This window comes from Kribbella sp. NPDC058245 (assembly GCF_042882005.1).
GTDB lineage: Bacteria > Actinomycetota > Actinomycetes > Propionibacteriales > Kribbellaceae > Kribbella.
This window is the reverse complement of sequence record NZ_JBHVWY010000011.1, coordinates 141,937-162,061: the sequence shown is the minus strand read 5'-3', so window position 1 is coordinate 162,061 and position 20,125 is coordinate 141,937. Positions and strand designations below refer to the sequence as shown.

The following is a 20,125-nucleotide window of genomic DNA, read 5'->3' as shown; positions in this document are numbered from 1 at the left end:
CGTCTTGTCACTAGCGTCGTCACTTGCGCCGGATCACCTTGGGCAGCCGGGCGCCGATCCGCGGCCGACGGGCCGCCTTGGCGGCGGCCAACTGCTCGGCCGACTCCCGCTTGTCCAGGTCCGCATGCCGCAACAGCTCCGGGTACGCCGCCTGCGGCACCGCCGGGTACGTCGTCACGATCGCGTCGCCGGAGAAGACGAAGAAGATCGCCTGACCGTCCTTCATCACCTTCAGCAGCGATCCCTCGCGCACGGTCAGCGCGTGCTCGAGCGCCTTCTTCCGCGCGGTCCGCCGGGCCACCGCCGCCTGCATCGCCTGCTGGGCCGGTTCACGGCCGTGCTTGACCGCCTCGACGACGAGCGGTCCGTAGCGCACGCCGTACTTGATCAAGTTCTTGGCCAATTGACCTTTCCCAGCCGCCATACGTCGAGCCTACTGGTCAGGTGGTGGCTTCCACATGGGTCAACACCCGGCGCAGGAGCTCGTTGAGCGTCGCCCGGTCTTTGGCAGGGAGCGCTCCACCGACCATCTCTTGGTGGATGTCGACCATCTGGTCGGCGAAGCGGTGGTGCAGGACCTGGCCTTTGTCGGTGAGGTCGACCTGGATCTGGGCGCGGTTGCCTGGCTGGACCGTCCGGGTGAGGTAGCCGCCGGACTCCAGGCGGCTCAGGCGCGAGGTCATGCTGCCCGCGGTGATGTGGAACAGCCGCGCCAGCTGGCCAGGGGTGCAATCGGCGGGCTCCAGGTGGGCGAGCCGCAGGATCACCTCGCAGTCGGCGAGCGACAACCCCTCGCCGGCCGCGACGGCTCGCTGCCCCTCCTCGTGCCGCCGGGCGAGCTCGATGATCCGGTAGAGCACCCCTTCGACCACCGGATCGGCCTGATCATGCCCGGCCAGATGGTGGTCGAGTTCGGCCTCGACGGAATCCGTCACGATGTCCTCCTTGACAACCATAGACTTTGAGAATCAAACTCTTGGCTAAGCAAAGTCTATGCCACTGAAGAGGAGTAGTCGAATGCCTGGTCCGATGAGCACCACCGGCCGCGAGGCCTTTCTGGCGTCGTCGCACGTCGCGATCCTGTCCGTCGCCGGCGCGGACGGGCGGCCGCCGCTCGCGTCGCCGGTCTTCTACCACTACGAGCCCGGCGGCGACCTCACCTTCTTCACCAACACCCTGGGCCGCAAGACCCGCAAAGCCGACCTGATCGAGGCCGCCGGCGCACTGACGATGACCGTGCAGACCGAAGAGATGCCCTACAAGTACGTCACCGTCGAAGGCGCCGTAGTGAGCACCGGACCGGCGACTCCGGACGAGATGAAGAAGATCGCCCAGCGCTACATGCCGGTCGAGTACGCCGAAGGCTTCGTGCAGAACGAGTTCGCCCATCCGGACTCCGCGCCAATGCTCTACACCGTTCGGCCGGCGAAATGGTTCAGCAGCGACTTGTCCCCAGACCCCGCTTGAGATGCGGAGGTTTCCGCTGTCAGGCACCATGGAGGCCGTGAGCTCCCCCAATCCGCGTCGCCCGATCCTGCCCGGCAACAAGCTGTTCGAGTCGTTGCCCGGTGCTGCCGACCCGGCGGTCGTGACCGAAGTCGCGCACCGGACCGCCGAGTTGCTGGTGCGTGGAGTGCGGTCGTCCGAGGACGCCGAGGTGCACGCGCGGGTTGTGAAGCTGGCCGACGACTACGGTCTCGACGAGCTCGCCGAGCTGTGGTCCGACGCACCGTCGGATTCGTTGCCTGGTGCGCTGTGGCGGCTGTACCTGCTGCGTTCCTGGGTGCACTCGAACGCCGACCAGGTGTCACGCGAGTTCGCCACCGGGCGCAAATATGCCGAGGTGCACGCCGTGGTCGCCGGGGTCGCCGAGCCGCCCGGACCGACCGAGGTGCGGGACATGGTCGACGCCGTACTGCGGGGTGTCGCGACCGGGGATTTCGCCACCACACTGGATCGGGCGGCCGCGTTCGCGCGGATCATCGCGACCGGGCGGGCTCATCTGGCCGACGACGGCCACGATCAGGTGCTGTCGGCCTCCAAGCTGCTCGAGATGGCCGATCAGCTGCAGACGGCGGCGCGCGCCGAACGCGCCGGTCAACTCTGGTAGTTGCGTGTCGCGGCACGAGGTGTTATGGCGTTCCGCACGCCGGATCCTCAACAGGACAAGGGGTTTGGGCACCGGTTACACTGTTCGAGGTGTCGGACCGGTGCAAGCCCCGGGTCCCAAATAAAGCCGCTACGAGCGGCCACGCGCCGTGAGGCGCTTCCCGGTCCGGCACCCTTAAACCTCTTCGGTGCTAGCTTCCGCTCGTGAGGCACATCGTAGGTATGGTCGTCGTCGCGGGACTGGTCCTGACCGGCTGCTCGACCGTCGAATCCAAGGACATCCGCACGAGCGGCATGTCGGCCAGCTTCGTGGTGACGGTCGACGACAACGAGCAGCGGGCCGTGGCCACCGCGTCGCTGCGGTCGGGCACGCTGACGTACATCGACCTCGGTGCCGGCGAGTCGATCAGTGTCGCCGGCTCCGGCACTCCGCAGGAACTGCGCCGGCAGAAGTCGCTCGGCACCATCAACTACACCAGCCGCCTCAACGACATCCTGAACGCCGGCACCGAGATCACCTTCGCGCTCCAGCGCGACAGCGCGAACGAGTCGGCACCGAAGTCGACGGTCGCCCTCCCCGAGCGCGTCCACCTGACCGCGCCGACGAACAGCACGGCGTACTCGCGGCAGCAGCCGGTCCCTGTCCGATTCGAGACCGCCCCGACCGATCAGCAGACGATTCTCAGCTGGTCCGGCTCGTGCGTGGGACAGGGCCGGATGATCCTGACCCCCGGGGCGAGTTCGACCGTGATCCCGGCCGGCACGCTGAAGGCGAACACCACCAGCAGCGCGTCACCCGGGCAGGCCGCGACACGCTGCTCGGTCGAGATCACGTTGAGCCGCGAGGTCGAGGGCAGGCTGGACCCGGCCTTCAAGGACGGCAGCGTCAAGGCCCAGGCGGTGTCGAAGCGGTCGATCGTCTCAACTCCGTAAACGCTTGACGGTTACCTCTCGGCCTTTTGTCGGTTACCTTCCCCAGACACGCTCAGCACGACCGCCCACCCCTCCGGAAGGAACCTCCTCATGCACCGCCTTCCCCGTGTGCTGCTGCCGCTCGCCTTGGTCGGTGGCCTGCTGCTGCCGGCTGTGCCGGCCAGCGCCCACCGTGGCAGCTTCGACATCCAGGGCCACCGCGGCGGCCTCGGCCTGACCGTGGAGTCCACGATCGCGTCGTTCTCCCACGGCCTCGAGCTGGGCGTGAGCACGCTTGAGCTCGACGTCCAGATCACCGAGGACGGGTACGCCGTGATCACCCACGACCGCAAGGTCACCGGGACCAAGTGCCGCGACACCGCGCCGTACACGCCGAACGACCCGGAGTACCCGTACGTCGGCAAGTACATCAACACGCTCACCTTGAAGCAGGTCAAGCAGCTCGACTGCGGTTCGCTGCCGCAAGCGGAGTTCCCGCAGCAGCAGCCGGACCCGGGCGCGACGATCCCCGAGCTGCGCGAGGTCTTCGCGCTCGTGCACCGCTACCGCGCCAACGACGTGAAGCTGAACATCGAGACCAAGGTCGAGGCCGGCGCACCGAGCGAGACCGCGCCGCGCGAGCAGTTCGTCCAGGTGGTCGCGCAGGAGATCCGCAAGGCGCGGATCAGCCGTCAGGTGACGATCCAGAACTTCGACTGGGGTTCGCTGATGCGGATGCGTCAGGTCGCGCCTGAGCTGCCGCTGGTCGCGTTGACCAACTACGACTTCCTGCAGACCGGCCAGCCGGGCAAGTCGCCGTGGCTCGGCGGTATCGACATCGACGACTTCGGTGGTGACCTGGTCAAGGCGACCAAGTCCTTCGGTGCGTCGGCGATCTCGCCCGTGCACGGCTTTCCCCAGGGTGGCAAGGTTTCCGATCCCGGCTACAAGCCCTACGTCACCACGGAGATGGTGAAGTCGGCGCACCAGGCCGGGATGAAGGTGATCCCGTGGACGGTCGACGACCCGGCCACGATGCAGTCCCTGATCGACAAGGGAGTCGACGGGATCATCACGGACTACCCGGACCGCCTGCGCTCCGTCGTACGGGAGAACGGGTTCCGGCTGCCACGCCAGTACGACGCCCCCGCCGTACGGGCGTTGCCTTCGGCGCACGCGCACAACGACTACGAGCACCGGCGGCCGTTGCAGGATGCATTGGACCGTGGGTTCAACAGTGTCGAGGCCGACGTCTGGCTGATCGACGGCGAGCTCCGGGTCGCGCACGACGAGAAGGACGCCAAGCCGGGCCGCACGCTGGAGAGCCTGTACCTGAAGCCGCTGGCCGATCGGGTCCGCGCGAACCACGGCCAGGTTTACCAGCACGGTCGTGACTTCCAGTTGCTGATCGACATCAAGAGCGACGGACCGTCGACGTACGCGGCGGTCGACACGGCGCTGCGCAAGTACCGCGGGATCAGCACGATCTTCGCGAACGGCCGGGTCCTCAAGGGCGCGGTCACCTCGGTGATCAGCGGCAACCGGCCACTCGACGTCCTCAAGGCCCAGAAGATCCGGTACGCCGGGTACGACGGCCGGCTGAGCGACCTGAACTCGGGGATGCCGGCGTCCCTGATGCCGTTGGTCAGCGACAACTGGACCAACAACTTCACCTGGCAGGGAGTCGGCCCGATGCCGACCGCCGAGCAGGCCAAGCTCCGCGAGATCGTCCTGACCGCCCACCACGCCGGCTACCGGGTCCGCTTCTGGGCGACCCCGGACGCCCGCGGCGCAGCCCGCGACGCCCTCTGGTCCGAGCTGGCCGCCGCCGGTGTCGACAACCTCAACACCGACGACCTGCACGGTCTAGAAGACTTCCTTCGCAACCGTTAGGCCCTGAATCGGCTGGGGTGAGCGTCGTGCTCACCCCAGCCGGATCAGTTGATCTCCGTGAGGGCGATCACGTCACCGCCGGCACGGAACATCTGCTGCTGACGCATCGCGCCGTTGCCCTCAGAGAGCGCTCGCTCGATCCCGTCTGCCACCAGGTCCTCATCACCCAGCTCCTGCAGCGCGGGACCGACGTACTGGGTGAGTTTCGTCAGCAGCTCCGCCACCGGCAGCAACTCCCCCGTCGCCACGTCGACCGAGCCGCCGGTCAGCCCGTCGCGGGAGGCCAGCCAGTAGCCCGCCCGTAGGATCTCCGGCTGCACTGTCGGTCCCTGGCCGCCATCAGCGAGCGCTGTCATCACCAGCGCGCGGCTGAGCGTCGCGAGCAGCACGGTCTCGTCGACAGTCATCGGTACGTCGCTCACGCGCACCTCGATCGTGGGCAGGTGACTGGACGGTCGCACGTCCCAATAGATCATCTGCTCGTCCATGACCGTCCCGGTCGCGATGTGCATCGCGACGAGCGCCTCGTAGTGCTCCACCGACTCCAGGTACGGCGGCGGTCCGGCACTCGGCCAGCGCGACCACATCAGCCACCGCCAGCTCGCGAACCCGGTGTCCTGTCCGAGGTAGATCGGCGAGTTGGCCGTCAGCGCCAGCAGCGAAGGCAGCCACGGCCTCAGATGGTTCGACACACGGATCGCAGCTTCGTCATCCGGCACGTCCACATGCACGTGGCAGCCGCACACCCCCTGCTCCCGCGCGAGCAGCCCGTACCGCTCGGCCATCTCCCGATACCGCGGCTTCCTGGTCACCAACTGAGCAGCCTCACCAGCAGGCGGTACGGCGATCGCCAGCAACCGCGCACCCTCGCCATGCGCCGCGCCCGCGAGGTCGGCACGCATGCTGGTGAGGTGCCGGTGCAGTTCGGTCGCGGAGTCGCAGACCGGACTGTTCAGCTCGACCTGGGCGCGGGTGAGCTCGAGCGTGACGTCGAGGTCGGGCAGCTCGTCGACGACGGCTTGACTACGGGGTAACGGGTCGCCGGTGGCGGATACCAGCAGGAGTTCTTCTTCGACGCCGATGGACGGAGGCTTCACCCACGACCGGTACCCCGCCGGAAACGAAGTAGGCTCGGCGCCGTGAGTCTGCCAGTGGTCACCGCAACCCGGTACGTGCTGCCGTTGCGGGAAGGTGGGTCGTTGCCCGGTGTTGTCGAGGGCAACGATCTCGGGACGTACGTGATCAAGTTCCACGGCGCCGGCCAGGGGCCGAAGGCGCTGGTGGCCGAGGTGATCGTCGGTGAGTTGTTCCGGCGGCTCGGCCTGCGGGTGCCCGAGCTGAAGCTGATCATGCTCGATCCGGTGATCGGCAAGTCGGAGCCCGACTACGAAGTGCAGACGCTGCTCACCAACAGCGCCGGCCTGAACCTGGCCGTCGACTTCCTGCCCGGCTCCTTCGGGTACGACGGTTCGGCCGGCAACCCCGGTGACGAGGACATGGCCAAGATCCTCTGGCTGGACGCGTTCGTCGCGAACGTGGACCGGTCGTGGCGCAACACCAACCTGCTGGTCTGGCACAAGCAGCTCTGGCTGATCGACCACGGCGCCGCGCTGTACTTCCACCACTCGTGGATGTCGGCGGAGAAGTTCGCCACCCTCGCGTACGACGCCGATGACCACGTGTTCGCGGTCGCGGCGCCCGGCGTACCGGCTGTTGCGGATGAGCTGGCCGCGGCGATCACGCCCGAGCTGCTCACCGAGGTGATCGCTCTGGTTCCCGACGAGTGGCTCGGAGAAGGCGACAGAGAGCGCTATCTCGGGCATCTGCTCGCGCGGCTGGAGCATCGGGCCGCTTGGCAGCCGGGTGGTGCAGCATGAGTGACCTGGTGCCGTTCGACTACGTGATCCTGCGCGCCGCGCCGCGCATCCAGCGGGGCGAGTTCGTCAACGTCGGCGCGGTCCTGTACTGCCGGGGGCTCGACTTCCTCGGCGCGGCCTGGGACGTCGAGCCGACTCGGCTCCGCGCGCTCGATCCGGCCGTCGACGTCGACGTCGTCTGTGCCTCACTCGAGCACATCCGCGCGATCTGCGCGGGCGATCCCGTGGGCGGCCCCGCGGCGACGACCCGGATCGGCGAACGCTTCCGGTGGCTGGCCGCGCCCCGCAGTACCGTCGTACATCCGAGTCCGATCCACAGCGGGCTCACCAACGCGCCCGCCGCGGATCTGGACCGGTTGCTCGAAGCCTTCGTCCGTTAACCCAGCGCCTTCGACACCACGTCGCGGGCCTCGATGAAGACCTCTTCGAGGTGCTCCGCGCCCTTGAACGACTCGCCGTAGATCTTGTAGAGGTCCTCGGTCCCGGACGGCCGCGCCGCGAACCATGCGGACTCGGTCGTCACCTTCAGCCCACCGATCGCGGCGCCATTGCCCGGCGCACTGGTCAGCCGGTCGACGATCGGCTCACCGGCCAGCTCGGTCGCGGTGACCGCATCAGCCGACAGCGCGGACAGCTTCGCCTTCTGATCGCGCGTCGCGGGAGCGTCCACGCGGCTGTACGCCGAAGCTCCGAATCGCTCGACGAGTTTCGCGTGGGCCTGCGACGGCGTCTCGCCGGTGACCGCGGTGATCTCGCTGGCCAGCAGCGCGAGCAGGATCCCGTCCTTGTCCGTCGTCCAGACCGTGCCGTCGAAGCGGAGGAAGCTCGCGCCCGCGGACTCCTCACCACCGAACCCGACCGACCCGTCGATCAGACCCGGCACGAACCACTTGAACCCGACCGGCACCTCCCACAGCCGGCGGCCGAGATCGCCGACGACGCGGTCGATCAGCGACGAGGACACCAGCGTCTTGCCGACCGCCACGTCCGGTCCCCATTGACGGTTCGCGAACAGGTAGGAGATCGCCGCCGCCAGATAGTGGTTCGGGTTCATCAGGCCCGCGTCGGGCGTGACGATGCCGTGCCGGTCCGAATCCGCGTCGTTGCCGGTCGCGACGTCGTACCGGTCCTTCTGGGCGACCAGGGAGGCCATCGCGTACGGCGACGAGCAGTCCATCCGGATCTTGCCGTCGTGGTCCAGCGTCATGAATGACCAGGCCGGATCGAGCCGCGGGTTCACCACGGTCAGGTCGAGGCGGTGTCGCTCCGCGATCGCGGCCCAGTAATCGACGCTGGCACCGCCGAGCGGATCGGCGCCGATCCTGACGCCGGCCGTGCGGATCGCATCCAGGTTGAGCACGGACGGCAGGTCGTCGACGTAGTGGCCGAGGAAGTCGTAGGAACCGGCGTGCTGCCGCGCCTGCTCGAAGGGCTTGCGGCGGACCTCACGGTTGCCGCCTGCGATCAGCTGGTTCGCGCGGTTGGCGATCCAGCCGGTCGCGTCGGAGTCGGCCGGGCCGCCGTGCGGCGGGTTGTACTTGATGCCGCCGTCCCGCGGCGGGTTGTGCGACGGCGTGATGACGATGCCATCAGCGCCGGCGCCCGCGCCGCGGTTCAGGCGCAGGATCGCGTGCGAGACGCCCGGCGTCGGCGTGAGGCGGTCCTCGCTGTCGACCAGCGTCTGGACGTCGTTCCCCGCGAGCACCTCCAGGACGGTGCGCCAGGCCGGCTCGGACAGGCCGTGGCTGTCGCGGCCGACCAGGAGCGGGCCGTTGGTCCCCTCACCGGCCCGGTACTCGCAGATCGCCTGGGTGATGGCCAGGATGTGTGCCTCGTTGAAGGCACCGTCCAAACTCGAGCCACGGTGGCCCGACGTACCGAAGACGACCTTCTGGGCGGGATTCTCGACATCCGGCGTGATGCCGTCGTACGCCGCGAGCAGGGCGGTGACGTCGACGAGATCGCCGGGCTGGGCGGGCTGGCCTGCGCGTGGGTGCATGACCACATGCAAGCACACGATCCGCCCGGTGTGTGTCGTTGACCGACTAGCTGTCCAGCTGAGCGACCAGCGTCTTCGGAGCGATCTGCCTGAACGCGTTCTCGACCAGGTCGGCCAGGTGCTCCCAGTCGACGGTATCCACGTCTAGATAGACCCCGAGCCAGCCGCGATGACCGACGTACGGCGGGCGGTAGAAGTGCTCGGGGTCATCGGCCACCAGCGACTCCTGCACGCCCGGCGGCGCCGCACACCACAGACCGACCCGGTCGTCGTGGTGCTGGTTCGCGAACATCACGAACACCTTCTTGTCGCGCACGAACCAGGTGGGCTCACCATGGCTCAACCGCTCGGTCGTCTCCGGCAGCGCCAGGCACAGCGCTCTCAGCCGCTCCAGTGCGTCCATCTGCTCAGTGTCGCGGCCCAGGGACCACAACACCCGACTCATATGCGTAGACGACAGCCTGAGCGCGGTCCCGGAGGTCGAGCTTGGCGAGGATGTTGCTGACGTGCGTCTTCACGGTCTGCTCGGCGAGCACCAGCTCAGCCGCGATCTGCCGGTTGGACAGTCCACGCGCAACAAGCCGCAGTACGTCGGCCTCACGTGGAGTGAGGCGGTCCGGAGTGGTCCTGGTGACTGGCTGGGAACGGGCGAAGTCCTCGACCAGCCGCCGGGTCACGGACGGCGCCAGCAGCGCATCACCAGCCGCGACCACCCGCACTGCGCCGGCCAGCTCATCCGGCGTCGAGTGCTTCAGCAGGAAGCCACTCGCGCCTGCGCGCAGAGCGGCGTACACGTAGTCATCCAGGTCGAAGGTGGTCAGCATGATGACGCGCGGTGCGTCCGGGGCTGCCAGGATCTCGCGGGCCGCGGCCAGGCCGTCCATGACCGGCATCCGCACGTCCATCAAGATCACGTCCGGGCGAAGCTCAGCGGCCGCAGTGATCGCCTCAGCGCCGTCACCGGCCTGACCGACCACCTCGATATCGGGCTGCGCATTCAGTAGCGCACTGAAGCCGGCCCGGACCATGTCCTGGTCATCAACGACGAGTACCCGAATCGCCATCAGCCACCTCCGCTCCCATCGGTATTGCGACCTCGACCAGGTAACCACCGTCCGAGGTCGCCCCGGCCGTCATCGTGCCGTCGACCAACTCGACACGCTCCCGCATGCCGACCAGGCCGTGCCCGCTCCCCACCGTGATCGGGGCGCCGGTACTAGGACGGTTCACCACCTGGACGACGAGCGCATTCGCGGACCGCCCCACCACGACGCGCACCGGCGCCCCGGGGGCATGTCGGACCGCGTTACTCAAGGCCTCCTGCACAACCCGGTACGCCGTCAGTTGCGCGGCCGGGTCGACATCTGCGACCGACCCGCCTTTCAGCTGTACGTCGGCACCGGCCTGCCGAGCGCTGTCGATGAGCTCGGGGATCTGCGCGAGACCCGGCTGCGGTTCGAGCTCCGGCTGCGGCTCGTCATCACGGAGGAGGCGCAGTACTCGGCGCATCTCGGTCAAGGACGCCCGAGCGGCCTCGCCGATCTCGGCGAACTCCTTCTGCACCTCGTCCGACACGGCGGTCAGCCGATGCGGCGCGCTGTCCGCCCGTACGACGACCACGGACAGGTGGTGAGCGACCACGTCATGGAGCTCCCGGGCGATCCGGGCGCGTTCCTGGAGGCGGGCCCGCTCACCGCGTTCGGTCTCGCTGATGACCTCTTGCTCGGCCAGCCTTCGGCCGGCCTCGGCGCGCGACCGCAGCAGGTCGCCCAGCACGGCTCCGACCGCCGACACGATCGCCATCACGATCCCGGAGGCGAAGTTGGTGGTGGACAGGGCCCAAGCCGGGATGTAGAAAACCACGCTCAGCACCTGGGCGGCCAGCCACCAGCGGACGAGCCGGCGTCTGGGCAGCCCGCGGGCGCCGGCGATCGCGAGGATGGCGGCGTACCCGAAGACAGCAGTCGCAGCCCACGGCCACGGCTCGCTCGAACTGACCGCGTCACCCAGCGAGGCCGAGACCGCGGATGTCGCCAGCGCGATCAGCAAGGCTGGCCGAGGCCGCGACCAGGCCAGGGCCAGGCTGATCCCCCGGGCCAGGCCGAGCACCAACGCCAACGGTCCGGGCGCGATAGTGATGCCGAACAACTCGCCCAGGATGCCATCGCCCAAGGTGTAGTGCTGGTACAGATCGAGCGCTGACAGCCCAGCCAGTACGACGACGCCCACGAGTGCGACCCAGCGCCACCTGCCGCGCGGCCAGGCGCCGAGGGTCTGCTGCTCAGCGGTCACACCGGACTCTTTCACAGCTGCTGGATCCACGACCAGAAGAACAGCATGCCCCCGGCGCAGAACAGGATCGTTGCCGGAAGCACCCACTTCGCCGCGGTCAGGCCGTACACCCGGCGGATCAGCGCACCGTGCAGCAGGCGAATGCCTCGCAGGACGAGCGGGATCAGCACGATGACCGGGATCGCGACCGCCGCGTGCACCGCCCAAGCGCCTGCCCGGGTCGGACCGCCCCACGTGCCAGGGCCGTACGGGCCGTGCTCGACGAGTCCGTAGAACGGGCCGCGCGCGATCGACGTCACGAAGAGGAGCAGCAGGAACCAGCTCATCAGGCCCATCACGGCGCTCGCGAGTCCGGTACCGAACACGGTCAGCCCGCGGGCCGCCGTACCGTCGTGTGTCTGGCCGTCGTGTGTCTGGCCGTCGTGTGTCTGGCCGTCGTTTTTCTGGCCGCCGGGTTTCTGGAGCTCCGGGTGCATCTGCTGCCAGCGGCCGCTCGCGTCACCCGGGCGGCCGATGATCGCGTCGGCCATCGCCTGGATGCCGACCGGAGCGAGCCGGAGGGTGTAGCCGACCTGCCGGACGATCCGTCCGGCCTGCGCGGAGGGTCGCGGCAGCGGCCGAATCCGGTGATTGGCAAGCGTTTGTGTCATGCCGTCGAGCCTAGGAATTCGCGGCCTCCGGGACCTCCAGCCAGGGAGCCAACTCCGGGCCGGTACCCCGGTAGGGGGTCGGATGTGACCCAGGTCACAGTGACCACGGTCCGTGCCATCGCGTTACACGGTCAGTGCCGAACGACGTTCTGCGTCGGCGGCGCGCGGCCAGAGTGGAGGTTCGGCATGCGCATTCGGAGTTTGGCAGTTCCCGCCGTGCTCGTCCCGGTGATGATCCTCACCGGTTGCGGTAGCGAGGCGACGTCCGACGTCGCCGCTTCGTCCCCGGGCGCCCAGAAGGTGTCCAAGCAAGGTCTCACCGAGCAGGTCAGCGGGCCCGCGGTCGGCTCGGCCGACCCCGTCGTCAACGCGTACTACGCCTACCGCGGTGGGCTCGACGAGATGATGCAGAGCGGCGGTGTTCAGACCGCGCAGCTCAAACCACTGATGACGACGAAGCTCTTCCAGTCGATCAGCGTCCAGGCGAAGTACTACCGCACCAAGAAGTTGCGCAACACCGGCGTCACCACCGTCGTGTGGGCCAAGCGCACGCTCGCCTCCAACGGCGTCATCGTGACCGCTTGCTACGACACCACCGCCGCCCGCACCGTGGACGCCGCCGACCGTTCGGTCCTCCCGGCCACCACGCCCACTCGCTGGCTCGACCACATGCGCGTCCAGCAACAGGACTCCCGCTGGATCGTCGACGGCGGCAGCACCGCGCCGACCTCCTGCTAGGCACTAAGACCCTCAGACCTTCGGTTCGCCGCCAAACGGCACACCTCGCGGTCCGAAGCCAGCGGCGCGGAGACGCCCCTCTCCGCGCCGCTTCACTTCCTCCGGTGTCCGGCGTCCCCGACTACTGGTGGCGGACCATTTGCTGGAGGAGGGCTTCGACGGCGCCGTGCAGGTCGGCGTCGTGCTGCGGACCCGACCAGACGACAACACAGCCCTTGTCGCCGAGCCTGTCCGCGATGAGTGCACGGGCAGGGGTCGGGTCGCCTTGATTCAGTACGACGATCAGCCGCCGCCCGTCGCGTTGCAGCCGATCGAGCAACGGCGGCAACGTGGACCCGCGGAACACGCCCGGATCGCTCTTCACTTTGGTCTCGACCATCACCCCGCGCCCGCGGACGACGAGCAGGAAGTCCGCCCGGTCCCGGGTGAACTCGCGATCGTGGTAGATCCGGGCCTTCGGCCAGAGCCGCTGCAGGGCGGCATCGACGTCCTCGTCGTACCGCTCGGCCAACCGGCTCACCCGCGAACTCGTCCCGCGCGGCCGGAAGCCGTGCGGCTGCTTTCGGGCACGTCCGAAGAGCGGCGACAACCATCGCCTCAGTCTCGTGTCGATCATCGGCGGACCCCTCGACCTAGTGTCCCGCGTCGTAAGTTGTTTGAGTGATTGCGGTGTTCAGGTGCGTGCATCGCGGTGACGGAGGGGCAGCCTCGATGTTTTTCCATCGTGGCTGTTCCTCCGGTGCCGTGAGGTGCGTGCCTGGGCGCCGCAAGCGCCAAAGAACTTGCGATGCGGGACACTGGGCCGGCACTTGTAGGGCAGTGTCCCCAGGTGAGCGCGATGCCGAACCCCGGCCACGCCAATCGTGACCGCACTGCCATCCAACGGCACTAACCTTGATCTGGACCACCTCGTGGTCCGCCCCGGTCGGCGACCCCTCGATCACGCCGCCCCAGCGAAAGGTGTTCCGGTTTGCCCACCTGGAAACTGCATTTCAAGTCCGGCCCGAGCGACGTCTACCGCGCCCTGAGCACCCCGGGCGGCCGCTCCCGGTACTGGGCCGACGCGCCCGAGACCGACGGAACGATCCACTTCGCCTTCCCCGCCGGTCACACCACCGACGCCCGGATCGAGGAAGCGATCCAGGACCGCCGGTACCGGTTCACGTGGTACACCGATCGCACCCTCACCTTCGACCTCACCCCCGACGACACCGGTGGAACCGACCTCACCGTCACCGGTTCGACCGGCCCGCATCTGGCCGGCGACATCTCGGTGCTGCTGCGGCTGAAGGCCTGGGTCGACTTCGGCGTCGACCTCCGCAACCACGACGGCACCCGGGGCGCGGGCTACCTGGACAGCTGATGCCTTCGGCAACCATCTCGGGTATTTCAGTTGCGGACGGTGCCTGCGAACAGATCTGATGGAGACGTGGAACCGCTCAGCATCGACGAGATCAGAGGCTCGTTCGTCAACTCGACGCGCAGCCTGGTGAAGGCGATGACGCCGCCACCGAAGTTCACCGACCTGCCGTGGGAATCCCTCGACTTCCTCGGCTGGCGTGACCCGAAGGCGCCGAACCGCGGCTACCTCGTCGTACGTCGTACCGACGGGGTGACCGGGATCGCCCTCAACACCCAGGCAACCACCAAGCCCCGCCGCGGCACCGGCCTCTGCGACCTCTGCACCACGGCCCACCAGGTCACCGAGGTCGCCCTCTTCGCCGCCCGCCGGGCCGGCACCGCGGGTCGCGAAGGCAACACGGTCGGCACCTACATCTGCGCCGACCTCGCCTGCTCCCTCTACCTCCGCGGCCTACGCGACCCCGAGGTCCCCCAGGGCGAAACGATCGCCCCCGAACTCCGCATCGAGCGCCTCACCACCCGCCTCGACACCTTCGTCACGCGCGTCCTTGCCTGAGAGCCGGTCCTCGGCTCTAGGCTGGTGCCCGCAACCGCCGGGCACGAAGGGAATCGCATGACGGAGTTCAGGATCACCCACGACATCCACGAGGCACACCCGGACATCCGCGAGCGACTCACCGCCACCACCATCGAGGCGATCAACGAGTCCAGCGCCCGCTCGGCCGAAGACGCCGCCCGGGTCCTCCTCCACAAACTCGCCGAGATCGGCGTCCACATGAGCGAACCCGCCTGCCTGGCCGCAGTCGAACGCATCCGCTCCGGCAAACAACTCCGCTTCGAAATAGAAGAAGCCGACTGACCGGTCCCGACGAGTACACCGTCGCCTGAGGTCAGTGCGCCGACGTCGTCCCAAACCACCGCGTCCACCCCCGGCCGAGTGCACAACCGGGGGTTTGAACAGGAATCGGTGGGCGAGAACAGGTCACAACTTGTTCACGCTCACCCCGCGGTGTCGCCGCCCCCAACGACCAGCGGCGGACAGCGCGTCGGGTGATCGCGCGGTCGGCAGTTCCCCGAGGCGCAAGCACCGACCTCCTCCCAAGGCGCCCCAGCCACCAGTTGTGGCCGGGCACAGGCAGTCGGGGCCGGAGACCTATGGTGTGAGGTCTCCGGCCACCACAACCCGTCTCAAGCCACCGTTCCCAACGCCCAGCCACCAGTTGTGGCCGGGCACAGGCAGTCAGGGCCGGGGACCTATGGCACGAGGTCTCCGGCCACCACAACCCGTCTCAAACCACCGTTCCCAACGCCCAGCCACCAGTTGTGGCCGGGCACAGGCAGTCAGGGCCGGGCACAGGCAGTCGGGGCCGGAGACCTGTGGTACGAGGTCTCCGGCCATCGCATCGTGTCTCTAGGCACCATTCCCGGCGGCCGGCCTTCAGTTGCGGCTAGGGATAGTTCAGCGGGGGTGGTGGCGACTGCCTATTCGGCGTGCTGGGTGGGAACGAGGTCGGCCGGGGTGAGGAGTGGGTGGAGTGTCAGACCGGCTTCGGTGAGGGGGTCTGGTGTCGTGGGGTTGCGGTTGAGGACGCAGACGGCGTGGTTGATCTCGGCACCTAGCGCCCGGAGGTCTTGCGTGGAGAGAACGATCTGACCGCCGGTGGTCACGACGTCCTCGACGATTGTCACGCGTCGGCCCGCCACGTCTGCGCCCTCGGCCAACCGTCGGGTCCCGTACTCCTTGGCCTGCTTCCGCACGAAGGCGCACGGCAGCCCGGTGTGCCGGCTCAGTGCGGTCACCACTGGGATCCCGCCCATCTCGAGCCCCGCCAGCACCTCGGTGTCGGACGGCACGAGCGCGACCATCGCGGCCGTGAGCTCGTCGAGCAGCACCGGGTCGGCCTCGAACCGGTACTTGTCGAAGTACTCCCCCGTCATCTGCCCTGACCGCAGCAGGAACTCTCCGGTCAAGTGCGCAGTCTGATAAACCCGTCGCCCCAGCTCAGCAATCTCCACGCCCGCACCCTAACTCGCGTGCTGCTGCCTCTCCTCGGCCGGCAGCAGCCGCCGGAACGCGTCCACGGAGATGATCGGTACGCCGTACTCCCGGGCCGCGCGTGCCTTCACCGACAGGCTGTCCGGATCCGCGGCCACCACGAACGTCGTGTCCGGCCGCACCGCCTCCTGCGGCGCGAAGCCGGCAGCGACGGCACGGTCCCACCACACCTCGCGCGGTTCGATCATGTCGCCGGTGAACACCAGCGTGCTCCCCGCCGGGAACCCGTCCGCACCGGGACGCGACGGGACGACGTACTGACCGGAGCTTGCCCTCAGCAACGCATCGTCCACATCGGACTCCAGATACCCCAGCATCACCGCGACCTTGTCGAGATCGCTGCGCCGCTCCGGCGTGATCCCACCGGCGGCCCACGACCCCTCCGCAAGCCCGGAAACGTAGTCACAGTGGAGATCCTGGACCTGCAGCCGGGTCAGTCCGAGCTCGGTCGCGACCTGCACCAGCTGATCGGCGTCGGTCGCGGTGATCTCGCGGTTCGCCAGGATGCCGTCGAGCAGCGCCAAATACGAGTCGGCCTGTGGCGGCTCCGGCACCCGTGGCAGTTGGTCGACGAGTCGACTCATCCACCCGTGCCGACCGCCGGCATGCACCGGCCGAACGGTCGGCGTGAAGGCATGCTCCGGCAACGACGGCCAGCGCCAGCCGCGAAGCTCTTCATACGCCCACTGCCAGGGCGGTGGAGACGGAAACTCCTGGAGATACTGGCCGAACAGCTCAGCCGTCGCCCGGGTATCGGCCAGCGCCGAGTGCCACCCCTCGAGCGAAATCCCAGCCGCCGCGCAACACGCACCGAGCGTCCGCTTGGCGCCCGGATACAGATACCCGGCGAGCGCCATCGTGCACATCGACCGCTCGGTGATCAACGGCACCATGTAACCCAGCCGCGCGAACTCCGCCCGCAGGAACCCGAGGTCGAACTCGACGTTGTGCCCGACCACCATTCGCCCGGACAGCAGCTCACCCAAGCGCCGCGCCACGGCACCGAACTCCGGCGCATCCAGCACGTCGGCGGTAAGGATCCCGTGAATGTGCTGAGGCCCAAGGTCGCGCTGCGGATTCAGCAGCGTGACCCACTCGTCCTCGACCTGGCCGCGCTCGTCCAGCAGGACAACGGCAATCTCGATCACCCGGTGCCGATGGCTCGGCAACAGACCGGTCGTCTCGGTGTCGATCACGGCATACATGCGGGCCTCCTCGAACTCGGTTTCCGACCCACCACAAGCCAATCAGACGCCGCCGACAGTTTCCGCACGCCTACTCCACGGGAACGTCGACCGCGATCTCGGCCCCGAGCTTCGCGCCGTGCATCAACGCGAGTTCGTCACCGCTCCAGAACCGCCCCGGGTCGTACCAGTTGGGCCGCCGCCCCGGCATCAGCAGGCCCATCTCCTCATACGTGACCGCGACGACCTCCGCGCAGTACGCAGACTCCAGCTCGAGCTCCCGCTGGCCGCGCTTCAACGCCGGGACCCGTCCACGCACCCAGCGCGACGCAAGGCGAGCAGTCGACGGGAACGGCGTACCGTCGAGTCTCGCGACAGTCCGCAGTACGGCGTCCTCCATCTCGTGCGTGACCGGGTGATCCAGCTGGCGCAACCAGCCGCGCTGACCGTACTTGCGCGCCCACACCGTCACCGCGTCCCGCAGGTCGTGCAGCTGCACACCGCGGTGATGCGTGCCGGTCCACATGTCCTCCAGCGACCGCCCGAGCTCCGCATGCCACATCAGCGGCGGCATGTCGTCGAGGACGATCGCCATCCCGACATGGTTGACGGGGCTGTTGGTCAAGGTCTGGATCGCGCGATCGGCGGCACTCTCACCGCGGAACAGCCAAATGTCACCTGTTCGTGTCAGTTCCGTAGCGTCATCCAGTGAAATCCGGCTCTCCACGTCGCTAGGTTAGTCGCCATGAAGGTATGGAAGGTCGTAGGACTTGCGGGGCTCGTCGGCGTGGCCGCAACGGGCGTAGTGATTGCACGGGGCGAGCGGAAGCGTCGCGCCTACACGCCGGAAGAGGTGCGGGACCGCCTCAAGGACCGCGCCAAACAAGCCGCGCGCGTCTGACTTCAGACACAGATATCCCGGTACGACGTTCGGCCGGGCGCGAGGACGCCGTAACTCGGTGGTACGGCGACACCCCTCCGCGCCCGGCCGGAGTCATCTCCGGATCTTACGCCGACCCGGCCGCCAGTGGGGATCTAAAGGTTGTGCAAGGCAACATCTTTAAGTCGGCCGGCGGTCACAACGGCCGTTTGAAACGTGCAGTACGGCTGCCGGCGCCGATCGGTCGGTGATCCAGGATTCAACAGGCGCAGGCCGCCTGGGCTCGTCGTGTCCCACGGGATGTGGCTGTGTCCGAAGACCAGCAGCTCTACTCCCGGGTACGCCTTCTCGCATCGCTCCTCGCGACCCTTCGCCGTACCGGTCTCGTGCACGACCGCCACGCTCAGCCCGTCGAGTGTCACCCGCGCAACCTCAGGCAGCCTGGCGCGCAGCTCGGGGCCGTCGTTGTTGCCCCAGCAGCCGATCAGCCGGGCGGCGCGCGCCTCCAGCTCGTCGAGCAGCGCGACGTTCACCCAGTCGCCGGCGTGAATCACCACGTCGGCGCTGTCGATCGCCTCCCACACCGCATCAGGGAGCCGTTTCGCCCGCACCGGCAAATGGGTGTCCGAAATCAGCACCAGCCGCATCCTCCAACCCTCTACTCTTCCAGTGCCGCGATCAACTCCCTCTCCTTGCTCGGGCTCAGCCCGGCGCGTCGCTCGCGCTCCAGGCCCAGCTCGCGTTCCCAGGCGAGCGTGTCGGCCAGGAACTCGCGGCGCGGCCGATGCACCAGCCCCGCCGCTGCGGCCGCGGCCCCGCTCCGGCAGGACCAACCGGCGTAGTCCGGGTCGGACATCCACATCGTGAGCGATTCCGGCCCCATGTACTGACCGACCTCCCGCTCCTCCAGCCACTCGGTCTTCGCGGTGACGATCGGACCGGTGTGCCCACCGACCTCGCGCACGAGCTCGATCCACTCCCCGAACGGCACGACAGGACCAACGGTGTCGAAGATCCCTGTCCGGCCTTTGGTTGCGCAGTCGAGCAGCCATCCGGCCAGATCCCGTACGTCGATCACCGCTGTCGGCATGTCAGGCGAATCCGGCACCAGCATCGGCTCGGTCGGCTGTGCGGCGGCCCGCGCCACCCAGGAACCGGCTCGATCGCTCACGTCGCCCGGCCCACCGATCAACCCGGCCCGCGCGATCACCAAGCGATCCCCCACCGCCTCGATCGACGCCTGCTCACACGCGACCTTGGCCTCGCCGTACTGCTCCCGATCGGCGACGTCACCCTCGGACGGCGCCCGCAACGGCGCCGTCTCATCCGCCCCGGGCGTATCGAACTTCTCGTACACGTTCCCCGTGGAGACGTACGTCCAGTGCTTGGCCCGCGCCCCGAACGCCGCCAGCGCCCCGCGCACGAACCCCGGCTGCCACGACACCTCGAACACGGCATCCCAGTCGCGATCCGGCACAGCGCCGTACCCATCAGGAAGGCTGCGATCCACCGGGACCAGCTCCGCGCCCTCGGCCACGGCACCGCTCTCACCCCGCGCCACACACGTCACCGCGTGCCCACGCGCCACCGCCTGCGCCGCGAGCTCACGCCCCAACCACGCCGTCCCACCAAGGATCAGAATCTCCATGCAGGTAAGCAAATCAGGCCCCACCGACAAAACCCAGCTCCCTTAGCCGAGGGCAGAACCGCACACCGAACGTGACCCCGGTACGGCGTCCCGTCACCGCAGGCCGCGAGCACTTGCCGCCGACCGATTCCAGGCGCAGTGTCGGCAAGAGCGGCACCTTTCGACGGTGCCTTGAGCAAGGGGGAGAAATGGCTGGTTTCGTTCAGATCATCGAGTACCGGACGTCGAGACCGGACGACGTCGCCGCGCTCTCCGACGACTACCGGGCCAAGCGCGAGGCCGGCGGCGACGGGCCGATGCCGATCCGTTCCGTGTGGTGTTCGGACCGCAAGGACCCGGCGCGGTACCTCGCGATCGTCGAGTTCGCGTCGTACGAGGAGGCGATGGAGAACTCGAAGCGACCCGACACCGGTGAGTTCGCGGCCGCCCTGATGGAGCTGTGCGACGGACCGGCGACGTTCCACGACCTGGACGTCGTCGAGGCGACCGACTTCCGCTGAGTGCTCGGGCCCAGCCGGACTCGCA

General features: G+C 68.3%; 26 protein-coding genes. 12 read left to right on the top strand and 14 right to left on the bottom strand.

Translation table 11 applies throughout. The features are described from left to right. Positions 1-19 precede the first annotated feature (19 nt). A complete protein-coding gene (locus ACFVWG_RS25345) occupies positions 20-424 on the bottom strand; it encodes a hypothetical protein (protein WP_391545880.1) in 405 nt (134 codons plus the stop codon). Between the two features lie 16 nt (positions 425-440). Next, positions 441-935 (bottom strand): MarR family winged helix-turn-helix transcriptional regulator, encoded by a 495-nt coding sequence (locus tag ACFVWG_RS25340; protein WP_391545879.1) that lies wholly within the window; start codon positions 933-935, stop codon positions 441-443. 82 nt (positions 936-1,017) lie between these two features. Here ACFVWG_RS25340 and ACFVWG_RS25335 point away from each other — a divergent pair, with 82 nt between their 5' ends. From ACFVWG_RS25335 to ACFVWG_RS25320, 4 genes are all read left to right on the top strand, one after another. Continuing rightward, positions 1,018-1,467 (top strand): pyridoxamine 5'-phosphate oxidase family protein, encoded by a 450-nt coding sequence (locus ACFVWG_RS25335; protein ID WP_391545878.1) that lies wholly within the window; start codon positions 1,018-1,020, stop codon positions 1,465-1,467. Positions 1,468-1,504: 37 nt separating this feature from the next. Next, positions 1,505-2,110: a hypothetical protein gene (locus tag ACFVWG_RS25330; protein WP_391545877.1), complete on the top strand. Its 606-nt coding sequence runs from the start codon at positions 1,505-1,507 to the stop codon at positions 2,108-2,110. A gap of 203 nt (positions 2,111-2,313) precedes the next feature. Beyond that, positions 2,314-3,042, top strand: coding sequence for a hypothetical protein (locus ACFVWG_RS25325; RefSeq protein WP_391545876.1), 729 nt, complete (start codon positions 2,314-2,316; stop codon positions 3,040-3,042). Positions 3,043-3,132: 90 nt separating this feature from the next. Beyond that, positions 3,133-4,914: a glycerophosphodiester phosphodiesterase family protein gene (locus ACFVWG_RS25320; RefSeq protein ID WP_391545875.1), complete on the top strand. Its 1,782-nt coding sequence runs from the start codon at positions 3,133-3,135 to the stop codon at positions 4,912-4,914. A 44-nt stretch (positions 4,915-4,958) separates the two neighbouring features. On the opposite strand, the gene ACFVWG_RS25315 is transcribed toward ACFVWG_RS25320, so the two are convergent. Further along, positions 4,959-6,011 carry a glutamate--cysteine ligase gene (locus ACFVWG_RS25315; RefSeq protein WP_391545874.1) on the bottom strand — a complete coding sequence of 351 codons (1,053 nt, stop codon included), beginning with the start codon at positions 6,009-6,011 and terminating at the stop codon, positions 4,959-4,961. A gap of 42 nt (positions 6,012-6,053) precedes the next feature. Here ACFVWG_RS25315 and ACFVWG_RS25310 point away from each other — a divergent pair, with 42 nt between their 5' ends. Further along, a complete protein-coding gene (locus tag ACFVWG_RS25310; protein WP_391545873.1) occupies positions 6,054-6,791 on the top strand; it encodes a HipA family kinase in 738 nt (245 codons plus the stop codon). Then, a complete protein-coding gene (locus ACFVWG_RS25305) occupies positions 6,788-7,171 on the top strand; it encodes a DUF3037 domain-containing protein (RefSeq protein ID WP_391545872.1) in 384 nt (127 codons plus the stop codon). The genes ACFVWG_RS25310 and ACFVWG_RS25305 overlap by 4 nt, the downstream gene beginning before the upstream one ends. Here the strand turns inward: ACFVWG_RS25305 and pgm are convergent. Genes pgm through ACFVWG_RS25280 form a run of 5 tightly spaced genes read right to left on the bottom strand, consistent with a single transcriptional unit; the run spans position 7,168 to position 11,732 of the window. Beyond that, entirely contained in the window at positions 7,168-8,790 is a 1,623-nt protein-coding gene (gene pgm, locus ACFVWG_RS25300; RefSeq protein ID WP_391545871.1) for a phosphoglucomutase (alpha-D-glucose-1,6-bisphosphate-dependent), read from the bottom strand. The genes ACFVWG_RS25305 and pgm overlap by 4 nt on opposite strands. Before the next feature lie 46 nt (positions 8,791-8,836). After that, complete coding sequence (locus ACFVWG_RS25295) at positions 8,837-9,193, bottom strand: MmcQ/YjbR family DNA-binding protein (protein WP_391545870.1); 357 nt, start codon at positions 9,191-9,193, stop codon at positions 8,837-8,839. A gap of 4 nt (positions 9,194-9,197) precedes the next feature. Continuing rightward, the gene (locus ACFVWG_RS25290; protein ID WP_391545869.1) at positions 9,198-9,854 is read right to left on the bottom strand and encodes a response regulator; all 657 of its coding nucleotides are present in this window, start codon (positions 9,852-9,854) and stop codon (positions 9,198-9,200) included. Then, complete coding sequence (locus ACFVWG_RS25285) at positions 9,829-11,082, bottom strand: sensor histidine kinase (RefSeq protein WP_391545868.1); 1,254 nt, start codon at positions 11,080-11,082, stop codon at positions 9,829-9,831. Before ACFVWG_RS25285 ends, ACFVWG_RS25290 begins: the two co-directional genes overlap by 26 nt. An 11-nt stretch (positions 11,083-11,093) precedes the next feature. Beyond that, positions 11,094-11,732: a hypothetical protein gene (locus ACFVWG_RS25280; protein WP_391545867.1), complete on the bottom strand. Its 639-nt coding sequence runs from the start codon at positions 11,730-11,732 to the stop codon at positions 11,094-11,096. A 186-nt stretch (positions 11,733-11,918) separates the two neighbouring features. Between ACFVWG_RS25280 and ACFVWG_RS25275 the strand changes: the two genes are divergently transcribed. Next, entirely contained in the window at positions 11,919-12,470 is a 552-nt protein-coding gene (locus ACFVWG_RS25275; RefSeq protein WP_391545866.1) for a hypothetical protein, read from the top strand. 121 nt (positions 12,471-12,591) lie between these two features. Here the strand turns inward: ACFVWG_RS25275 and ACFVWG_RS25270 are convergent, their stop codons facing one another. After that, positions 12,592-13,086 carry a hypothetical protein gene (locus tag ACFVWG_RS25270; protein WP_391545865.1) on the bottom strand — a complete coding sequence of 165 codons (495 nt, stop codon included), beginning with the start codon at positions 13,084-13,086 and terminating at the stop codon, positions 12,592-12,594. 354 nt (positions 13,087-13,440) lie between these two features. Between ACFVWG_RS25270 and ACFVWG_RS25265 the strand changes: the two genes are divergently transcribed. From ACFVWG_RS25265 to ACFVWG_RS25255, 3 genes are all read left to right on the top strand, one after another. Continuing rightward, complete coding sequence (locus ACFVWG_RS25265; RefSeq protein WP_391545864.1) at positions 13,441-13,833, top strand: SRPBCC domain-containing protein; 393 nt, start codon at positions 13,441-13,443, stop codon at positions 13,831-13,833. Between the two features lie 66 nt (positions 13,834-13,899). Next, a complete protein-coding gene (locus tag ACFVWG_RS25260; RefSeq protein ID WP_391545863.1) occupies positions 13,900-14,388 on the top strand; it encodes an FBP domain-containing protein in 489 nt (162 codons plus the stop codon). 57 nt (positions 14,389-14,445) lie between these two features. After that, positions 14,446-14,691, top strand: coding sequence for a hypothetical protein (locus ACFVWG_RS25255; protein ID WP_391545862.1), 246 nt, complete (start codon positions 14,446-14,448; stop codon positions 14,689-14,691). A 623-nt stretch (positions 14,692-15,314) separates the two neighbouring features. On the opposite strand, the gene ACFVWG_RS25250 is transcribed toward ACFVWG_RS25255, so the two are convergent. The 3 genes from ACFVWG_RS25250 to ACFVWG_RS25240 all read right to left on the bottom strand — a co-directional run bounded on the left by ACFVWG_RS25250 (position 15,315) and on the right by ACFVWG_RS25240 (position 17,667). Then, a complete protein-coding gene (locus ACFVWG_RS25250; RefSeq protein ID WP_391545861.1) occupies positions 15,315-15,848 on the bottom strand; it encodes an orotate phosphoribosyltransferase in 534 nt (177 codons plus the stop codon). Between the two features lie 9 nt (positions 15,849-15,857). Then, a complete protein-coding gene (locus ACFVWG_RS25245; protein ID WP_391545860.1) occupies positions 15,858-17,093 on the bottom strand; it encodes an exonuclease domain-containing protein in 1,236 nt (411 codons plus the stop codon). A gap of 70 nt (positions 17,094-17,163) precedes the next feature. Continuing rightward, a complete protein-coding gene (locus tag ACFVWG_RS25240; RefSeq protein WP_391545859.1) occupies positions 17,164-17,667 on the bottom strand; it encodes a hypothetical protein in 504 nt (167 codons plus the stop codon). A gap of 150 nt (positions 17,668-17,817) precedes the next feature. Here ACFVWG_RS25240 and ACFVWG_RS25235 point away from each other — a divergent pair, with 150 nt between their 5' ends. Then, positions 17,818-17,973, top strand: a complete 156-nt coding sequence (locus ACFVWG_RS25235; protein ID WP_391545858.1) for a hypothetical protein — start codon at positions 17,818-17,820, stop codon at positions 17,971-17,973. A 134-nt stretch (positions 17,974-18,107) separates the two neighbouring features. On the opposite strand, the gene ACFVWG_RS25230 is transcribed toward ACFVWG_RS25235, so the two are convergent. Together ACFVWG_RS25230 and ACFVWG_RS25225 are read right to left on the bottom strand one after the other, a co-directional pair. Beyond that, positions 18,108-18,599 (bottom strand): metallophosphoesterase family protein, encoded by a 492-nt coding sequence (locus tag ACFVWG_RS25230; RefSeq protein WP_391545857.1) that lies wholly within the window; start codon positions 18,597-18,599, stop codon positions 18,108-18,110. Between the two features lie 11 nt (positions 18,600-18,610). After that, positions 18,611-19,600: an oxidoreductase gene (locus tag ACFVWG_RS25225; RefSeq protein ID WP_391545856.1), complete on the bottom strand. Its 990-nt coding sequence runs from the start codon at positions 19,598-19,600 to the stop codon at positions 18,611-18,613. 188 nt (positions 19,601-19,788) lie between these two features. Here ACFVWG_RS25225 and ACFVWG_RS25220 point away from each other — a divergent pair, with 188 nt between their 5' ends. After that, positions 19,789-20,100 carry a hypothetical protein gene (locus ACFVWG_RS25220; protein ID WP_391545855.1) on the top strand — a complete coding sequence of 104 codons (312 nt, stop codon included), beginning with the start codon at positions 19,789-19,791 and terminating at the stop codon, positions 20,098-20,100. Positions 20,101-20,125 lie beyond the last annotated feature (25 nt).

Excerpts from the sequence above, each read along its gene's own strand:
- ACFVWG_RS25245 (WP_391545860.1), bottom strand. The coding sequence starts at position 17,093 with ATGTATGCCGTGATCGACACCGAGACGACCGGTCTGTTGCCGAGCCAT.
- ACFVWG_RS25295 (WP_391545870.1), bottom strand. The coding sequence starts at position 9,193 with ATGGACGCACTGGAGCGGCTGAGAGCGCTGTGCCTGGCGCTGCCGGAG.
- pgm (WP_391545871.1), bottom strand. The coding sequence starts at position 8,790 with ATGCACCCACGCGCAGGCCAGCCCGCCCAGCCCGGCGATCTCGTCGAC.
- ACFVWG_RS25255 (WP_391545862.1), top strand. The coding sequence starts at position 14,446 with ATGACGGAGTTCAGGATCACCCACGACATCCACGAGGCACACCCGGAC.
- ACFVWG_RS25235 (WP_391545858.1), top strand. The coding sequence starts at position 17,818 with ATGAAGGTATGGAAGGTCGTAGGACTTGCGGGGCTCGTCGGCGTGGCC.
- ACFVWG_RS25240 (WP_391545859.1), bottom strand. The coding sequence starts at position 17,667 with ATGGCGATCGTCCTCGACGACATGCCGCCGCTGATGTGGCATGCGGAG.
- ACFVWG_RS25230 (WP_391545857.1), bottom strand. The coding sequence starts at position 18,599 with ATGCGGCTGGTGCTGATTTCGGACACCCATTTGCCGGTGCGGGCGAAA.
- ACFVWG_RS25225 (WP_391545856.1), bottom strand. The coding sequence starts at position 19,600 with ATGGAGATTCTGATCCTTGGTGGGACGGCGTGGTTGGGGCGTGAGCTC.
- ACFVWG_RS25345 (WP_391545880.1), bottom strand. The coding sequence starts at position 424 with ATGGCGGCTGGGAAAGGTCAATTGGCCAAGAACTTGATCAAGTACGGC.
- ACFVWG_RS25320 (WP_391545875.1), top strand. The coding sequence starts at position 3,133 with ATGCACCGCCTTCCCCGTGTGCTGCTGCCGCTCGCCTTGGTCGGTGGC.
- ACFVWG_RS25290 (WP_391545869.1), bottom strand. The coding sequence starts at position 9,854 with ATGGCGATTCGGGTACTCGTCGTTGATGACCAGGACATGGTCCGGGCC.
- ACFVWG_RS25335 (WP_391545878.1), top strand. The coding sequence starts at position 1,018 with ATGCCTGGTCCGATGAGCACCACCGGCCGCGAGGCCTTTCTGGCGTCG.
- ACFVWG_RS25280 (WP_391545867.1), bottom strand. The coding sequence starts at position 11,732 with ATGACACAAACGCTTGCCAATCACCGGATTCGGCCGCTGCCGCGACCC.
- ACFVWG_RS25220 (WP_391545855.1), top strand. The coding sequence starts at position 19,789 with ATGGCTGGTTTCGTTCAGATCATCGAGTACCGGACGTCGAGACCGGAC.
- ACFVWG_RS25275 (WP_391545866.1), top strand. The coding sequence starts at position 11,919 with ATGCGCATTCGGAGTTTGGCAGTTCCCGCCGTGCTCGTCCCGGTGATG.
- ACFVWG_RS25305 (WP_391545872.1), top strand. The coding sequence starts at position 6,788 with ATGAGTGACCTGGTGCCGTTCGACTACGTGATCCTGCGCGCCGCGCCG.
- ACFVWG_RS25270 (WP_391545865.1), bottom strand. The coding sequence starts at position 13,086 with ATGATCGACACGAGACTGAGGCGATGGTTGTCGCCGCTCTTCGGACGT.